14 protein-coding genes are annotated in these 15,458 nt (G+C 58.4%); 6 read left to right on the top strand and 8 right to left on the bottom strand.

Annotated elements, in window-relative coordinates; genetic code table 11:
- Window positions 1–2,367, top strand: coding sequence for a CHASE2 domain-containing protein (locus INT32_RS06145; protein WP_193087860.1), 2,367 nt, complete (start codon window positions 1–3; stop codon window positions 2,365–2,367).
- On the opposite strand, the gene INT32_RS06150 is transcribed toward INT32_RS06145, so the two are convergent.
- The 4 genes from INT32_RS06150 to INT32_RS06165 all read right to left on the bottom strand — a co-directional run bounded on the left by INT32_RS06150 (window position 2,327) and on the right by INT32_RS06165 (window position 6,743).
- On the bottom strand, window positions 2,327–3,136 hold the full coding sequence (locus INT32_RS06150) for a CoA ester lyase (RefSeq protein WP_193087861.1): 810 nt from the start codon (window positions 3,134–3,136) through the stop codon (window positions 2,327–2,329). The two genes, INT32_RS06145 and INT32_RS06150, sit on opposite strands and share 41 nt — an antisense overlap.
- 71 nt (window positions 3,137–3,207) lie before the next feature.
- Window positions 3,208–4,410 carry a CaiB/BaiF CoA-transferase family protein gene (locus tag INT32_RS06155; protein ID WP_193087862.1) on the bottom strand — a complete coding sequence of 401 codons (1,203 nt, stop codon included), beginning with the start codon at window positions 4,408–4,410 and terminating at the stop codon, window positions 3,208–3,210.
- Window positions 4,407–5,246: a MaoC family dehydratase N-terminal domain-containing protein gene (locus INT32_RS06160; protein WP_193087863.1), complete on the bottom strand. Its 840-nt coding sequence runs from the start codon at window positions 5,244–5,246 to the stop codon at window positions 4,407–4,409. Before INT32_RS06160 ends, INT32_RS06155 begins: the two co-directional genes overlap by 4 nt.
- Window positions 5,247–5,765: 519 nt before the next feature.
- On the bottom strand, window positions 5,766–6,743 hold the full coding sequence (locus tag INT32_RS06165) for a LysR substrate-binding domain-containing protein (RefSeq protein WP_193087864.1): 978 nt from the start codon (window positions 6,741–6,743) through the stop codon (window positions 5,766–5,768).
- Window positions 6,744–6,858: 115 nt separating this feature from the next.
- Here INT32_RS06165 and INT32_RS06170 point away from each other — a divergent pair, with 115 nt between their 5' ends.
- Together INT32_RS06170 and INT32_RS06175 are read left to right on the top strand one after the other, a co-directional pair.
- Window positions 6,859–8,019, top strand: coding sequence for an acyl-CoA dehydrogenase family protein (locus INT32_RS06170; protein ID WP_193087865.1), 1,161 nt, complete (start codon window positions 6,859–6,861; stop codon window positions 8,017–8,019).
- Window positions 8,020–8,061: 42 nt separating this feature from the next.
- Window positions 8,062–9,414, top strand: coding sequence for an MmgE/PrpD family protein (locus INT32_RS06175; protein ID WP_193087866.1), 1,353 nt, complete (start codon window positions 8,062–8,064; stop codon window positions 9,412–9,414).
- A gap of 199 nt (window positions 9,415–9,613) precedes the next feature.
- Here INT32_RS06175 and INT32_RS06180 read toward each other — a convergent pair whose 3' ends face one another.
- Window positions 9,614–10,573 (bottom strand): GlxA family transcriptional regulator, encoded by a 960-nt coding sequence (locus INT32_RS06180; RefSeq protein WP_128393284.1) that lies wholly within the window; start codon window positions 10,571–10,573, stop codon window positions 9,614–9,616.
- Window positions 10,574–10,745: 172 nt separating this feature from the next.
- On the opposite strand from INT32_RS06180, the gene INT32_RS06185 reads away from it, so the two are divergent.
- Together INT32_RS06185 and INT32_RS06190 are read left to right on the top strand one after the other, a co-directional pair.
- Window positions 10,746–11,186 carry a VOC family protein gene (locus tag INT32_RS06185; RefSeq protein ID WP_193087867.1) on the top strand — a complete coding sequence of 147 codons (441 nt, stop codon included), beginning with the start codon at window positions 10,746–10,748 and terminating at the stop codon, window positions 11,184–11,186.
- 17 nt (window positions 11,187–11,203) lie between these two features.
- A complete protein-coding gene (locus INT32_RS06190; RefSeq protein WP_193087868.1) occupies window positions 11,204–11,656 on the top strand; it encodes a VOC family protein in 453 nt (150 codons plus the stop codon).
- A 114-nt stretch (window positions 11,657–11,770) separates the two neighbouring features.
- Here the strand turns inward: INT32_RS06190 and INT32_RS06195 are convergent, their stop codons facing one another.
- Window positions 11,771–12,052, bottom strand: a complete 282-nt coding sequence (locus INT32_RS06195) for a DUF1289 domain-containing protein (RefSeq protein ID WP_193087869.1) — start codon at window positions 12,050–12,052, stop codon at window positions 11,771–11,773.
- Window positions 12,053–12,097: 45 nt separating this feature from the next.
- Window positions 12,098–13,471, bottom strand: coding sequence for a lyase family protein (locus tag INT32_RS06200; protein ID WP_193087870.1), 1,374 nt, complete (start codon window positions 13,469–13,471; stop codon window positions 12,098–12,100).
- A 213-nt stretch (window positions 13,472–13,684) separates the two neighbouring features.
- Here INT32_RS06200 and INT32_RS06205 point away from each other — a divergent pair, with 213 nt between their 5' ends.
- Window positions 13,685–14,317 carry a glutathione S-transferase family protein gene (locus INT32_RS06205; protein WP_193087871.1) on the top strand — a complete coding sequence of 211 codons (633 nt, stop codon included), beginning with the start codon at window positions 13,685–13,687 and terminating at the stop codon, window positions 14,315–14,317.
- 154 nt (window positions 14,318–14,471) lie between these two features.
- Here the strand turns inward: INT32_RS06205 and INT32_RS06210 are convergent, their stop codons facing one another.
- Window positions 14,472–15,413 carry a DMT family transporter gene (locus INT32_RS06210; protein WP_226816609.1) on the bottom strand — a complete coding sequence of 314 codons (942 nt, stop codon included), beginning with the start codon at window positions 15,411–15,413 and terminating at the stop codon, window positions 14,472–14,474.
- Between the last annotated feature and the right edge of the window lie 45 nt (window positions 15,414–15,458).

The following is a 15,458-nucleotide window of genomic DNA, read 5'->3' on the forward strand; positions in this document are numbered from 1 at the left end:
ATGCGGGGTTCGCTTGGCCGACGCTTTCATCGTGAATGGATTCTGGTTACGGCGCTGATCCTGACCGTGACCGCGCTATGCAGCCAGTTTTCGATGCTGTCGCGTTTCAGTTTTGCCCTGTACGATGTGGCCGTTAGCTACACGCAAGAGCGGCAGCCGGACCCGGATATTGCCATTGTCGTGATCGACGACAAGAGCCTGGCGCAAATCGGTTTCTGGCCGTGGGAGCGGAGTGTTCACGCCAACCTGCTGACATCGCTGCGCAATGCGCGCGCCGTCGGATTCGATATTCTTTTTACCGACGCCGATCCGCATGACCCTCTGGTCGATCAAAAGCTGGCGCAGGCCATCGAACGCAACGGCAAGGTGGTGCTGGCCAATTTTCTGACCGGTCCCGGACAGCAGTTGCCGGTCAACCCCATTGCCAAACTTGCTCAGGCAGCCCGCGCGCTGGGCTTTATCAATATTGTGCCTGATTCCGATGGCATGGTGCGCCGTATCCGTCTGACCGCGCCCCAGGACAGCACGCAACAGCACTTTGCCCTATCGATGCTGGCCGTTGGGGGCGATACAGCAACCTCCGCCTCGCTCACCGCGCGCAGCAAGGAGCAACCCTATCTGATCCCCTATGTAGGCGCGCCGCTCACCTTCCCCATGATGTCGTACAGCGACGTGCTGTTTGGTCGAATTCCGGCCAGCTATTTCGACAACAAATATGTTTTGATCGGCGCATGGGGAACGGGGATGGGCGACCGTTTTCCGACGCCGGACTCCACAGGTGCCATAGACAATATGTCGGGGGTCGAGATCCTGGCCAACGTGTTGCAATCGACGCGTGAAGGTAACTGGATTACCGAGCCCGGGAAAATGGCGCACACCCTGATTTCCCTGGTGCCGGTGCTATTGCTGCTGATTGCGATCAGGCAACTGTCGCCGCGTCGTGTCCTGCTTGCCACGCTGGTGGCGCTGTTGCTGGTGCTGGCCGGTTCCCTGCTGATGCTGGCGCTGGGCAACTACTGGATAACTCCTGTCGCGGCCATGAGCGGGATTGCGCTGACCTACCCCGTATGGAGCTGGCGCACGCAGGAAATGGCCCTGAACCAGATGAGTTGGGAAATGAGCGAACTCAATCGCGAGTACCCCTTGCTGCGGGCAGAGATGGCACTGGCCGATACGCCTCAGAAATTTCACTTGTCGTTAAATGAACGGATCATGGAGTTGCGCTTTGCGCTGAACCGGGTGCGTTCGCTACGCCAGTTCATCAGTGACAGCTTCAATGCCATTCCGGACCCGGCCCTTGTCTTTGACGCCAACCATCAGCTTACCCTGTGGACCAGCAGTGCCAAACGGTACATGGCCAGCCTGGGCGATCTGGCGCTGACCGAAGGGCTGCCGGTGCAGACTTTGCTCAATGCCATTATTCCCGATGCACCGACATGCCGTGAACTGGCGGCAGCGATCGAGCACCCTGAGCGCACCCTGTCGGGACAGACACCGGAAACAGGCAATAGTGCTGCAGCATGGATCCATGCCGAGGAAGGATTCGAAGTGCGTGATCGCGCCGGCAATGACCTGCTGCTCAAATCCATGCCCACCTATACCGCCGGCCGTCGCCGCTCGGGATACATCCTGAACCTGATTGATATCAGTGCGCTGCGTCAGGCCGAACGCAAGCGTGATGACACCTTGCGATTCATCTCCCATGATATGCGGGCGCCACAGAACTCCATTCTTGCACTGATCGACTTGCAGGCAGATGCGGCGCGCGCCCTGCCCACCAACGAGCTATTGCAACGCGTCAGTCATCTTTCGGAAAGAACCATCGGCCTGGTGGAAGACTTTGTACAATTTACGCGGGCTGAAAAAGCCGACATCGAATTTGTACCGCTTAATCTGAGTGATCTGCTGCAGGACGCAATCAATGAACTCTGGGTCGATAGCCGGACCCGAAATATTCCCATTGTGAGCAACATCACGCCGCTGTGCGCCTTTATCAAGGGGGACCAGTCATTGCTGATGCGCTGCCTGGGCAATTTGCTGGACAACGCCTTCAAATACAGTGCGGACAACACAACGGTCACATGCAGCCTGACCTCGGCAGGCGACTTCTGGGAAGTCAGCATCCGCGATGAGGGCTGCGGCATCAGTGAGCAGGATCAGCAACACCTGTTCACGCTATTTACCCGTGTAGGCGCGGCCCGTGAACAAGACCCCGGGGGCCTGGGCCTTGGCCTGGTTTTTGTCAAAACCGTAGTCACGCGCCATCATGGGGATATTCGCGTACAGTCGGCACCAGGCCATGGGTCTACTTTTATTATCCGCCTGCCTAAAGATGAGGTTGAAGAATCCGCCGGGCCTTCTCTATAACCGGCATATCCACCATCTGGCCATCCAGCTTAAAGGCAGCCCGCCCGCTTTGCTGATGCTCATCCAGCACGCGCTGGGCCCAGTCCTTTTCCTGCGCCGTGGGTTCAAAGACGTCATGGATCACCGCCAACTGGGCAGGATGAATGCAGAGCGCCCCCGCAAACCCCATGCCTTTGGCCAGCGCAACCGATTGCCTGAGCCCGTCGGTATCTGAAATATCCGGAAAAACGCCATCCAGTGGCGCATCAATGCCCGCTGCCCGGCTTTGGATCACCAGTTGTGGACGCACCGCCGCCAGCAGTTGCTGCGCCCCTTGCGAGTCGCGATCCATGTTCAGGTCCAGCGCCAGATCCAGTGCGCCAAAAGACAGTCGCGCCACACCCGGCGCCTGGCACAGTTCGGGCATCCGCATGATGCCCATAGCGCTTTCAATGATCGGGTAGACCGGCTTTTTGGCCATCCCTGCGGCCTTGATCTGTGACTCGCTTTCAGCCTTCGGCAGCATCACGCCTGTGATATTCGCCAGCTTCGCGCAAAGGGCAATATCATCGTTGAACCAGCGGCTGCGCGCATCATTGACACGTAACAGAAACTGCTGTTCGGGATTGGCGGTGGCAAATTCGCGCAGCGCATCGCGTGCGCTTTGCTTGGCATCCTGTTCCACCGCATCTTCCAGATCGACGATGACAATATCGGCGCCGCTGGCCAGCGCCTTGGGAATTCTGTCAACCCGGGTGGCAGGGACAAACAGCGCGGATCGCATTTTCATGACTGGCAAACTCCTTGTTTATTACGGGTGGCAGCGCTCGTCTGGCCCCGCCTGTGTATATTTACTGGCCGTCAGATAATACCGGCAGATTGCCACTGACCGACCGTGTCCTCATCATAGCCCAGTTCATCCAGGATCGCGGCCGAATGCTCGCCAAGCGCGGGGACCGCATCAATGCGAAAGTCATAGCTGTTGTTCACGCCCGGCGGCAAAAAGGTAGGCAGTGTTCCCACCGGGCTGTCCATTTGCGTCCAGCGATTGCGCGCCTTCAGTTGCGGATGTTCCCATACCGCCTTCATGTCGTTGACACGGGCGTTGGCGATGCCTGCTTTTTCCAGACGCTCGATAATTTGCTCGTCGTCATAGGCAGCAAAGGACTGGATAATCAGATCACGCAAGGCATCGCGATTGGTCGTGCGCATCGTGTTGGATGCGAAACGAGAGTCTGTGGCCAGCTCGGGTTTTTCCAGCACCTGTTCACAGAACATTTTCCATTCGCGCTCATTCTGCAATCCCAGCATGATGGTTTTGCCGTTGCCGGCCAGAAACGGCCCGTAGGGATAAATGGCGGCGTGGGCAGCGCCTGCCCGGACCGGTGGCGGGGCGCCGTCATAGGTGTAATACAGCGGAAAACCCATCCACTCGACCATACTTTCGAGCATGGTCAGGTCAATATGGCTGCCTTTGCCGGTCTTGCCGCGCTGCAGCAGCGCCGACAGAATATGGGTATACGCATACATGCCGGCTGCAATATCGGCAATGGAGCAGCCGGCCTTGGCCGGTTCATTGGCGCTGCCGGTTACGGACACAAAGCCACTCTCGCTCTGGATCAACAAGTCATAGGCTTTTTTATGCTCATAAGGGCCGCCGGCGCCATAGCCCGAAATGTCACACACCACCAGGCCCGGATACTGTTCGTGCAGGGCATCGAACGAGAGCCCAAGACGCGCCGCCGCGCCGGGTGCCAGATTCTGCACCAGCACATCCACCTGGGGCAGCAGGCGGGCCAGCACTTCTTTGGCCTGCTGGCTTTTCAGATCCAGGGTAAGGCTTTGCTTGGAGCGATTGGTCCATACGAAATGAGATGCCATGCCGTTGACGCGTTCATCATAATTGCGGGCAAAATCGCCCACGCCGGGTCGCTCCACCTTGATGACGCGGGCCCCCAGATCGGCCAGTTGCCGGGTGCAAAAGGGCGCGGCAATGGCATGTTCCAGGCTCAGGACAGTGATGCCGTCAAGCGGGCGAATGCCGGTTGATTGTTCTGTTTTCATTTGAAAGTTACCTCTGCTGTCTGGGCCACGGTGCCCTCCTGCTCGGCCCATACGCGTGCGCGGCCTGCTTCGGTGATCACGCCCTGTGCACGAAATTCAGCCGGGGCGATCAGTGGACGATGACCACGAAAGGAAAAGCCGGTCACGGTTTTATCGGGATTGGCCTGACAAAACGCCTGCAACAGACGGGTTGCAATCATCGGGCCATGCACCACCAGGCCAGGATAGCCTTCGGTCTGCGTTACATAGGGATGATCATAATGAATGCGATGGCCATTGAAGGTCACCGCAGAATAACGAAACAGCAGCGTGCTGGTCGGCGTGATGGGCTCGGACCACGCGCCGGCCTGGGCCGCTTCGGTGCCACCCAGTTTGGGCGCAGCAGGTTCGCGATAAACGATGTCCTGTTCCTCGTGGATGCACAGTTGCCCATCCTGTTTATATTCATGCGTCACGGTCACAAAAAGCAGTTTGCCGGTACTGCCCTGCTTTTCGCGGATGGCAGAGATGGTCGAGATGCGTTCGCCGTCGCGCCCGACCAGCAAAGGCTGGTGAAACTGCAGGCGACCGCCGGCCCACATGCGGTTGCGATCATCGGCAGGCGGCAGAAAGCCCCCGCGCCTGGGGTGACCATCCTGGCCAAGCTGGTCCTGCGGCGCCGGCTCAATGAACAGCGCCCATTGCCACAAGGGTGGCAGCGCTTGCCCGGCAGCCGGTGCGCTCGTCTCCAGCGAGGCCGCTATTTTTCTTACATGAGAAGGATTGATAAAATCCTGCGCCACTTCCTGGCGACCAATCCAGTCGGAGAGGTTGGACTGCTGAGCATCCTGAGTCATTCCACTGTTTCCTGACAATAATAAAATAATAAACGCTTCGGCAACGGGCCGGGCGTGTCGTGGGCGCACCTGAAAGCGGCGCAGCTTGGCCAGCACCCTGGTAACGCGGCGGTTGCCGCGGATCGGGTGAGCCTGCTGTACCCTTCATGCAAACACGCTCGCGCAAACACCCCTCATGCAAACATAATTGCAATATCACCTGTGCGCCCCGCCAATGAACTGGCTGCGGAGTCTGACCTGCACCTGAGCTGGTCGTTCATGAAAAACCGGCGTGCCTGTCGGCGCTGAAACGCGCTGCCTGCCAAAACCTGACAGCCATGAGCATAACCCCTAGGACCACAGCAGGGAATTATTAATCCTGAAAGGGGGACTTTACCTGATCCTATGGCGGCCGATATCCGGCAGTGCTTGGGCATTCCCCGGGCGTTTGACGGGATGTGCCCGGGCAGGTCGGACAAGAGAGAGGCGCGCCGCCCGTCATGACCGCTCGTACCCATCCGTGGCCGCTTGGGACCCGAGTCAGCGCTTGCCGCGCTTGAGATTGCGCAAACGCCGTTCGTCTTCGGCGCAACCGCCCTCGCCCGACATGCCCGCATCGGCCTGCATCAGCGCGACCAGCTCCTGCGCAAAAGACGGCAAATCTTCCAGTCGGCGCACGCAAACATAGAGACGGCGCAATGCCCAGCTGTCGCTCAAATGGATAATCTTCAGCGGCATGTTGGCCACGTAGCGCAAAGCCGCTGTTTCGGGGATCACGCCAATGCCGGCGTTGGCCGCGATCATCCGGCAGGCCGCTTCGAAGCCGCCCACTTCGACGCGAAAGCGCAAGGGGCTGCCCAACGTCTCGGCGGCCTGCTTCAGAAACGCATGAATCGCGCTCCACTCGGACAGGCCGACAAATTCGTAGGACAGCGTTTCTGCAAATGCCAGTTCATCATATGCCGCCAGCCGATGGTTCTGCGAGGTGACCAGCACCAGGTTGTCGGAACGGTAGGGAATGAAACGCACGCCATCGTCAGAGGCGACCTGGTCTTCGTCAATGCCGGCCACCACACCGATATCGGCCAATCCTTCGCTGACCAGCTTGACGATGCGATAACTCAAACGTTCGCGCAGTTCGACGCTGACATCCGGGTGCAGGGCAAGATAGCGGCTCAGGATGTCGGGCATAAATTCATTCATGGCGGTGGTATTGGCATACACCCGCACCTTGCCCTTGATCCCTTCGGCAAATTCGCGAATATCACCGCGCAAATGCTCCAGCTGGCGCAGCACAATATGGGCATGGCGCACAAAGGCCTCTCCCGATGGGGTGAGCGTGACGCCCTGGCTGTTACGGTACAGCAACGCCGTGCCCAGGTTGTTTTCCAGGTTTTTCACCCGGTTGCTGGCCGCCGGCAGCGACAGGTGCGAGCGCTCGGCGCCCTTGGTCAGGCTGTTCACTTCGCTAATATGCACCATCAGTTGCATGTCCGTGAGGTCAAAATGCATCGCCATCTGCGGTGCTCCTTAATAAACGCTAAAGTCTTTGTTAAGCAAACATCAATATTCAGAACCGGTGCAATCTGGCAAAGTACAGGCTGTTCCTGTTAATATTTCCGAGACTTCCATCATGCAACATCAAGCTGACGCCTACCAGGACATTCGCGATGCCATTCGTGATTTGTGCTCCCAATTTCCTGCTGAGTATTTTCGTGATATTGACGAGAAACGCGCCTACCCCGAGACCTTTGTCAATGCCCTGACCGAGGCGGGCTGGCTGGCCGCCCTGATTCCCCAGGAATATGGTGGTTCGGGCCTCAGTCTAACTGAAGCGAGCGTTATCATGGAGGAGATCAACCGCTGTGGGGGTAATTCCGGAGCCTGCCATGGCCAGATGTATAACATGGGCACGCTATTGCGCCATGGGTCGGACGAGCAGAAAACACGTTACCTGCCCAAGATCGCCACCGGCCAGCTGCGTTTACAGTCCATGGCCGTGACCGAACCGACGACCGGCACCGACACCACCAAAATCAAAACCACTGCCGTCAAAAAAGACGGTCGTTACGTGATCAATGGCCAGAAAGTATGGATTTCCCGTGTCCAGCATTCCGATCTCATGATTCTGCTGGCGCGCACCACCCCGCTGGACCAGGTCACCCGCAAGTCCGAGGGCATGTCCATTTTCCTGGTCGACATCCATGCCGCGCTCAAGGGCGGCATGACCCTGCAGCCCATTCCCAATATGGTGAACCATGAAACCAACGAGCTGTTTTTCGACAATCTCGAGTTGCCCGAAGAAAACCTGATCGGCGAAGAAGGCAAGGGGTTCAAATATATATTGGACGGCCTGAACGCCGAGCGTACGCTGATTGCGGCCGAATGTATCGGCGACGGTTACTGGTTCATCGACAAGGTGAGTGCCTACGTCAAGGAACGCAAGGTGTTTGGCCGCCCGATCGGGCAGAACCAGGGTGTACAGTTTCCTATCGCCAAGGCCTTCATCAATATCGAGGCCGCCAGCCTGATGCGCTATGAAGCGGCGCGCCGTTTTGATGCCAAGCAGGCTTGCGGCACACAGGCCAACATGGCCAAGCTGCTGGCTTCGGAAGCCTCGTGGGAAGCGGCCAATGCATGTTTACAGTTCCATGGCGGCTTCGGCTTTGCCAATGAATACGATGTAGAGCGCAAATTCCGTGAAACCCGGCTGTACCAGGTTGCGCCTATTTCAACCAATCTGATTTATTCCTACGTTGCCGAGCACGTTCTGGGCCTGCCCCGTTCGTTCTGATCCGGCCCATTATTACCCGTTTTTTTGTCCAGGAAGCCTGTTATGACGCAAACGCCCAGCGCCACCCTCGCCGAATTTTCCGCCACGCTCAACTTTGAGATGATCCCTGCAGCGGTCATTGCCCGCTGTGAAGATTTTCTACTCGATACCTTTGGTTCCATGCTTGCAGGCTATCCGGCTCGACCGGTCAAGTCGATCCGCGATTTTGCGCGGGCCATGGGCCCGGCCCAGGGCAGTGCGCAAATCATCGGCTCCACGCAGACTACCTCGCCGCTGTTTGCAGCGCTGATCAACGGCGCAGCGGCGCATATGGTGGAACAGGATGATGTGCATAACGGCTCGGTATTTCATCCGGCCGCCGTGGTGTTTCCTGCGGCGCTGGCCGTGGCCCAGGAAACGGGCGCTTCCGGCCGGGATCTGCTGACCGCCTGCGTGGCCGGCTACGAGGTCGGTATCCGTGTGGGCGAGTTTCTGGGCCGCTCGCACTACCGCATCTTTCATACTACGGGCACGGCAGGCACCATTGCGGCCGCCGTGGCCGCCGGCCGATTGATGGGATTGTCGCCTGCGCAAATGCTCGATGCCATCGGCTCGGCCGGAACCCAGGCCGCCGGCTTGTGGGAGTTTTTGCGTACCGCGGCCGATTCCAAGCAGTTGCATACGGCCAAAGCGGCAGCCAACGGCCTGACGGCAGCCTGGCTGGCACGCGATGGATTTACCGGCGCCAAACAGATTCTCGAAGGCGCTCAGGGCATGGGCGCAGGCATGTCCAGCGACGCTGATCCGGCCCGCCTGACCGACCGACTGGGCTCGCGCTGGGCCCTGACCGAAACCTCGTTCAAGTACCACGCATCATGCCGTCATACGCATCCTGCCGCCGATGCCCTGGCGCGGGTCATGCAGGACCATGGACTGGCCGCCGCCGATATCAGCCGTGTGATTACGCATGTGCATCAGGGCGCCATCGACGTCCTGGGTGCGGTAACCCGTCCCGAAACCGTGCACCAGTCCAAGTTTTCCATGGGCACGGTGCTGGCGCTGATCGCCCTGCGTCAGCGTGCCGGCATGCCCGAGTTTGACGCTGCACTCAATGACCAGGCCGTCGCGGATTTCCGTGACCGGGTCACCATGGAGCTGGACGAAGAAGTCGATACGGCCTATCCGCAGCGCTGGATTGGCAAGGTGTCGGTCGTGACCCAGGACGGTCGTACGCTGCAGGGCCGGGTCGATGAGCCCAAGGGCGATCCGGGCAATACCCTGTCACGCGAGGAAATTCGCGAAAAGGTTCGTGGGCTGGCTCAATACGGCAAGTCACTATCGGAGAACCAGGTGCAATCGGGCATGCATGCCATCGAAGCAATCGGCAAGCTGCCACGCGTTGGCGCCATTTATTAAGCTTGTCAGGGCATTTGCCCCGCGCTGTCGGGGGCGACAGGTAACGGTCGCCAGGTTGGGCATGAGACCGTCGGAGCGGGCGACGTCAAAGCTGGCGATACCAAGTCAATACCAAAGAAGGCGATCTGGATGGACGCTAGCGGCGCGGGGACTGCGCTGCAGGCTGTCCGAGTGGCAGCTATCAGGTCTGGCCCGCGTGCTACTGATACCGTTCGCGGTAGGCCAGCGGCGATAAGCCGCTATATTTGCGAAAGGTATCGCGAAAGGCCTTGGCGTCGTTGTAGCCCACCCCGTACATCACATCTGAAATCGTACTGCTGGTCATTTCAAGCTGCCGCTTGGCCGCTTCCACCCGAATGCGCTGCTGATATTCCAATACCGATTGCCCGGTGGCCTTGCGAAAACGCCGCTCCAGGGTGCGTCGCCCCATGGCGAAAGAATCGCACAACTGTTCGACTGTAATTTTTTCGGAATAATGCCGTTCCAGAAAGGACTGCACCGGGGTGATGCTTGAGTCGCCATGCGCTTTCCAGCCATTGAAAATGGAAAAGGGCAACTGCGAATGGCGTTCATAATCGAGCTGGAACACCTTGGCGCAATAGATGGCGGTGGCCCGATCCGAATGCATTTCGATCAGGTGCAGGATCAGGCGGCTGGCCGAAATGGCGCCGCCGCTGGTAAAGATGCCCCCATCAAAATCCATGGTTTTCTCGGCATTCCAGCGCACCCTGGGAAATACTTGTTGCATGGCTTCCAGCGCCTGCCAGTGCGTAACCGCCCGCAGCCCATCCAGAATACCAGCCGCCGCCAACAGGGAGCTGCCCATACACAGGCTGGCCACCGGCGCACCTTGCGCAAATTTGGCGGCGATCCAGCCGATCAGGGCGGCGTTTTCGCTTAGCGCTGCTGGAGATGGTGTAGTTGGCGGCACAATGTACAGATCCGCTTGCGGGATATCCGGCAACAAATGGTCCGGATGGATCGTGTAATGCCCGTTACCGGCCCGTATATCGCTTTGCGCGCCTGCGAGCGATACCTCGAAGGGCATGGGCAGGTTTTGCTGCTTACGATAGCTGCAGGCTTCGGCAAGCCCCAGCCGGGCCTGTTCCAGACCGGCAAGATTGACGCCTTGGGGGACAAGAAAAACAATCTGCTTCATGGCACACTCCGCTTGCGGATTTCCGGTAGCGAACACGACCGGATACGCGCTCACTATACGGCAGAATGATGTCGCAATCAACCCGTGCAATTGCCGTTATCTGCACTTTTCAGCATGCATGCCGCGCCACTATAGTGTCAACTATGTCAATGACAGCCTACCGGAGGCACCCATGCGCGTCACGCTATCACCGTATCTGAATTTCGATGGTCAATGTCGTCAGGCGCTGACGCTGTACCACGCCTGCTTCGGTGGTGAACTCAAGTTCCAGACCGTGGCCGACAGCCCGCCCATGCCTTCCGGGTCCGATTGCGCGGCCGCGTTGCCTCACCCCCAGGCAATCATGCATGGACATCTGGTCAACCAGGACTTTATGATTCAGGGGACCGACATGAGCGGTCCCGAAGGCTATCGTCCGGGTAACGATTACGGCTTTGGCGTCAGCCTTGACAGTGAAGACAGCCTGCGCCGTTGCGTAGAGATTCTCGCCGGCGGCGGCACCATTGCCGTGGCGCCCGGGCCGACGCCATGGGCAGACTTGTTCGCGGCGCTCACCGACAGGTTCGGCAAGATCTGGTATCTGAATTACTTTGGCAGCAAATCACCCCAATAATCCTACTGGAGTTCATAATGAATACCGACAACCCAACCCTGCTTTTCGTCAATTTGCCGGTCACCTCGATTGAAGCGACCAAAACATTTTTCTCGGGCCTGGGCTTTACGTTCAACCCCATGTTCAGCGATGAAAATGCGGTGTGCATGCCAATCAGTCCAATGGCAAGTGTGATGTTTCTTCAACAGAAGCGATTTTCCGACTTCACCCCCAAACCGATTGCCGACGCCCACAAAAGCAGCGAAGTGCTGCTATGCATCAGTCGCGATTCCAGAGAGCAGGTGGACGAACTGACCAACCGTGCCCTGGCGCTGGGCGCGACCGAAGTGCGCGAGCCCCAGGATTACGGCTTCATGTACGGCCGCAGCGTCAACGACCTGGATGGGCACATCTGGGAAATCATGTGGATGGATATGGCGCAGTTCCCGGGCAATGATGCCGCAGCAAAGACCGACAATACGACCGCATAACGACAGCAAGGGTGTGGCGCAACGGGGCTGGCAGGAAAAATAAAGGCGTTGCGCCACACCCTTGTAGCCTCGTCGCAGCCCCCTACCTGTAGCAAGGCTGGCTTGGGACGTGCCTCAGGTGCCTGGCAGGCGCGGTTCATCCTCTTCAATATCGGTCTGGCTGTCTGCAGCATGACCGGCGGCCGCTTGCGCTCGTGCAGTCAGTGTTTCCAGGATCAGCTTGTGCCTGCGCTGGGTACACAGGCGCAATACTTCACGCTTGCGGGTATCGGAAAAGGTCTGCCATTGAAACCGCTCTTCCCGGTTGCGCAGACAGCCACGGCACAGGCCGCGGCTGTTGACTTCGCATATCCCCCGGCAGGGGCTGGGAATGTCGAAAAATTCGAGCTGTTCCATTGATATTTCAGACTGCATATTCACCTGGCATGTTCATCACGGTGGTTACAGTCCGCCCTCGGTCAGTTTTTTCGGGTCCAGCAGCTTGCGCAATTGCGCCTGGCCCAGATCGGTGTTTTCGTCAGCCACGTCGATCACCGGCCGCTTTTCCTTGTATGCCTGTTTGGCAATGTCTGCCGCCTTCAGGTACCCGACTACCGGATTGAGCGCAGTGACCAGAATCGGATTCTTGTCCAGTGCCTCCTGCAGCCTGGCTTCATTGACCTTGAAGGTGGCAATGGATTTGTCCGCCAGCAGGCGGGACACATTGGCCAGCAATTGAATGCTGCCCAGCAGGTTGTGGGCAATCATGGGCAGCATAACGTTCAATTCAAAATTGCCTGCCTGCCCGCCCACCGTAATGGCCGCATCGTTGCCGATAACCTGTGCCGCGACCATGGCAGTGGCCTCGGGGATAACCGGGTTGACCTTGCCCGGCATGATCGACGAGCCCGGCTGCAGCGCTTCCAATTCGATTTCACCCAGACCGGCCAACGGGCCGGAATTCATCCAGCGCAGATCATTGGCAATTTTCATGAACGTCACCGCCGTGGTCTTGAGCTGTCCTGACAGCGCCACGGCAATATCCTGGGAGCTGATGTGGGCAAAAAAGTTTTCGGCAGGGGTAAAGCGCACCCCTGTCAGCGTACTGATCTGGCGGGCAAATTCAGCGGCAAATTTTGGATGAGCGTTGATCCCCGTGCCCACTGCGGTGCCGCCCTGCGCCAGGGTTTGCAGCAGCGGCTGCTGCGCCTTGAGCATCTGGATGTTCTGTTCGACCTGCACTGCCCAGCCTTCGAGCGATTGGCTCATCCGTACGGGCATGGCGTCCATCAAATGGGTCCTGCCTGTCTTCACATAGCGATCGACCGCGCGCGCTTTCTTGCGAATCACTTTGGCCAGATGCGTCAGCGCCGGCAGCAGTTCTTTGTGCAGTTGCACTGCTGCGCTGATATGAATGGTGCCAGGAATCATATCGTTGCTGCTTTGCCCGTAGTTGACATGATCATTGGGGCTGACCGGCTCGCCATACAGTTTGGTCGCCAGCGTGGCCAGCACCTCGTTGGCATTCATGTTGGTGCTGGTGCCCGATCCGGTCTGGTAGATATCAATGGGAAAATGCACCATGAAATCGCCTTCGAGCAGCGTATCCACGGAGGTCACGATTGCCTGCCCCATGTCAGGTGGAATCTGTTTCAGCCTGACATTGGCTTTGGCCGCAGCCGCCTTGGCCAGCAACAGGGAACGGATAAAGGTGGCAGGCAGGCGCTGCCCGCTGATCGGGAAGTTATTGATGGCGCGCTGAGTCTGTGCACCATAAAGCGCCTGGGCCGGAACCTCCAACTGCCCCATACTGTCTTTCTCGATCCGTGTTTTCATTGCTTAACCTCATCAGTTCAAAATATGAAAAACCTGTGCTGCGCACTGGCGACTGCCATACCCTGTCATACCATTATAAGCACCACCTGGCCGCACCGGACGGCAAAGTGCCGGCTAGTGATTCGATTTGCACAGCCAAGCGCCTGCGCACTATGATAAGTGCGAAGCGCAACCTTTTTCCCTATCACCCCTTTTTCCTGTAAGGATTCGATCATGTCAGCCAGCCGTATTACCTTTTACTCCAACCCACAGTCCCGCGCCGCCGTTATCCACTGGATGCTTGAAGAGCTGGACGAACCCTATGAGACCGTCTATCTGAACTATCAGGGGGCCATGAAAACGCCCGAGTACCTGGCCATCAACCCGATGGGCAAGGTGCCCGCCATTGTGCATGATGGTCATGTGGTTACCGAAGGCGCCGCCATCTGCGCATTCCTGGCTGATCAGTACCCGCAGAAAAACCTGGCCCCCGCGATCGACAGTCCCTTGCGTGGCACCTATTACCGCTGGCTGTTCTTTGTGGCCGGACCGCTGGAGGAAGCGATCACCATGAAATCCCTGGGTATGCCAATTCCGGTGGACAAAAGCGCGATGCTGGGCTTTGGGACGCTGGAGCGCGCGGTCGACGTATTGGAGCAGGCTGTGTCCAGTACGACCTGGATCTGCGGCGAACAGTTCACGGCGGCCGATGTGTACGTGGGTTCGGCCATCCGGTTTTATATGCAATTCGGTGCACTTGAACCGCGCCCTGCCTTCAAGGCCTACGTGGACCGCATCACGCAACGGCCCGCCTATCAGCGCAGCATCAAAATCATGGAACAGGCCATGGCCGAATCGCAGAAGTAAATCAACACTAAACAGGGATCGTATAAAAAATACGGGCCATGAACAAAAAATACGGACTCAAAAAACAGGGTCCTTAAACATTAGCCGCAACCCCAGGGCCGTTCGCCCAGGTAGCGACCCTGGGGTTGCGGCAGGCGGGATCGGCCAGACAGGATCAGGGCAGCGCTGCCGGCGGCCGGCGCCGCACCCGCAGCTTCAACTCGCTCACCACCACACTGACGATAATCAACACGGCGCCGAACAGCGCCAGCGCCGAATGTCGTTCATCGGCAAATACCCGTCCGATGATGCCCGCCCATACCGGTTCGCCCGCATAAATGACCGTTGCGCGCGTGGCGGAAATATGGTTCTGGGCCCAGTTCATCGTAATCTGGATCACCGCGCTGGCCAGGCCCAGCACCAGAATACTGATCACCAGCACGGGCGAGGCCAGATCGGGCATGCCCTCGCCTCGGGCAACGCCCGTCAGGCCTGCCAATATGGACGCGGTCGCCAGTTGCACGATGGTTACCCGTCGCAGATCCACCTGGCCGGCAAAACGGCTGATCAAAATCACTTCTACCGCGATTGCAATGGCGCTCAAAACCGTCAGCCACTCACCCGTACCGGCCCCGCCTTCCATGCTTTGCGGATCAGCCAGCAACACCAGCCCGATGAAGGCCAGGGCCGCCCCGATCCAGTTCATCAGGGTTGGCGGTCGTTTCAGGAACAGCCATTGCATCAGCGGGACCAGCGGTACATACAAGGCCGTGATAAACGCCGACTTGCTGCTGGCGATGGTCTGCAAGCCTACGGTCTGCAGGCTATAACCCAGGAAAATACACAGGCCGATCAGCATGCCCGCACGCACTTCCAGGCTCGTTAATCCCCGCAGGATGCGCATGGAACACAACATCATGGCCAGCGCGGCACAGCCAAAGCGCATGCCCACAAACACAAATGGGTCACTGTGCACCAGCGCTTTCTGTACGATCAGAAAGGTAGCACCCCAGAAGACCGTAATTATCACGAGGGCAATTTCGTAGCGATTAAGCGCAAGGGACGAAGTGGATGCAGATTGGCTCATGATGGCGGTGGGTCGCAAGCCGGACAACATGGCCGGTTACTGCGGGTCAGTCCAGGAGGTAGAATAATGCAGAAT

It is taken from the genome of Advenella sp. FME57 (assembly GCF_014897675.1).
Lineage (GTDB): Bacteria > Pseudomonadota > Gammaproteobacteria > Burkholderiales > Burkholderiaceae_B > Advenella.